This is a genomic window from Burkholderiaceae bacterium DAT-1 (assembly GCA_019084025.1).
Taxonomy (GTDB): Bacteria; Pseudomonadota; Gammaproteobacteria; order Burkholderiales; family Chitinimonadaceae; genus DAT-1.
The window spans coordinates 1-262 of record JAHRBI010000027.1 but is presented as its reverse complement, the minus strand read 5'-3'; the positions used below and the strand labels follow the sequence as shown (position 1 = coordinate 262).

Below are 262 nucleotides of genomic sequence, written 5' to 3'. Positions count from 1 at the left end.
TGCCCGTGCGGCTTGATCCTATAACCAGAAATGCTTCGTTGTGTGAAGCGTCAATCCAAAGTATTGAACAAAGCTTACTTCTTCCAGTTTCTCTAAAATGAGAAACACCAATTCAGTGTGTTGAACAGCTCAACGCACAACCAGTTATGCCTGGCGGCAATAGCGCTTTGGTCCCACGCCTTCCCATTTCGAACAGGACCGTGAAACGAAGCTGCGCCGATGATAGTGCGGGTTCCCGTGTGAACGTAGGTCACCGCCAGGC

The 262-nt window shown here is 50.4% G+C and carries 1 rRNA gene; it reads left to right on the top strand.

Annotation, left to right across the window (positions count from 1 at the left end):
• The first annotated feature begins 149 nt into the window (after positions 1-149).
• A 5S ribosomal RNA gene (rrf, locus tag KSF73_17350) occupies positions 150-262 on the top strand.